Source organism: Geofilum rubicundum JCM 15548 (assembly GCF_000974365.1).
In the GTDB taxonomy this organism is placed as follows: domain Bacteria; phylum Bacteroidota; class Bacteroidia; order Bacteroidales; family Marinilabiliaceae; genus Geofilum; species Geofilum rubicundum.
The window spans coordinates 1-558 of record NZ_BAZW01000206.1 but is presented as its reverse complement, the minus strand read 5'-3'; the positions used below and the strand labels follow the sequence as shown (position 1 = coordinate 558).

Sequence of the window (558 nt, the reverse complement as noted above, 5' to 3'; positions counted from 1 at the left end):
GGAAGTAGGCATGGAGGTGATTTATGAAAATAATCTGAATCTGGCCCACGAGTCATTGGTGACACTGAGACCAGAGAGGTGACACTGAGGAGGCACGGAGTTTTTTTTAAATCTCTCCGTGAACCTCTGTGTATAACTACTCCGTGCCACTCTGTGTAACCCTTTTATTTTCCCATGAAAAACGCTTTCTCCATTAACATCATCTTTTTGCTCCTTTCTATTGTAGGATTGGTGCTGATTCCGCGTCTGCCGGTACAACTTTACCCGCACAACACGGGTAATACGGTGCATGTGGGGTACGACTGGCCGGGCATGGGAGCCGATGTGGTAGAAAAGGAGGTTACCTCACGTGTGGAGGGGGCTTTATCTTCGATGCGCGGCATCACCTGGGTGGAATCGGAATCCTTCGATGCCTACGGTACGGTGCGGGTGAGTTTTGAAAAGTCGGTGGACATGGACGCCGCCCGTTTTGAAGTGTCGAGCATTATGCGCAGTCTCTATCCCCGCTTGCCTGAGGGTTTGCAGCGCCCACGGGTGAGTTACACCTGGGGTGGCGGT

At 51.8% G+C, this 558-nt stretch carries 1 protein-coding gene; it reads left to right on the top strand.

Annotation, left to right across the window (positions count from 1 at the left end; translation table 11 throughout):
- Nucleotides 1–174 precede the first annotated feature (174 nt).
- A partial coding sequence (locus JCM15548_RS20800; RefSeq protein ID WP_162198320.1) for an efflux RND transporter permease subunit occupies nucleotides 175–558 on the top strand: 384 nt, incomplete at its 3' end.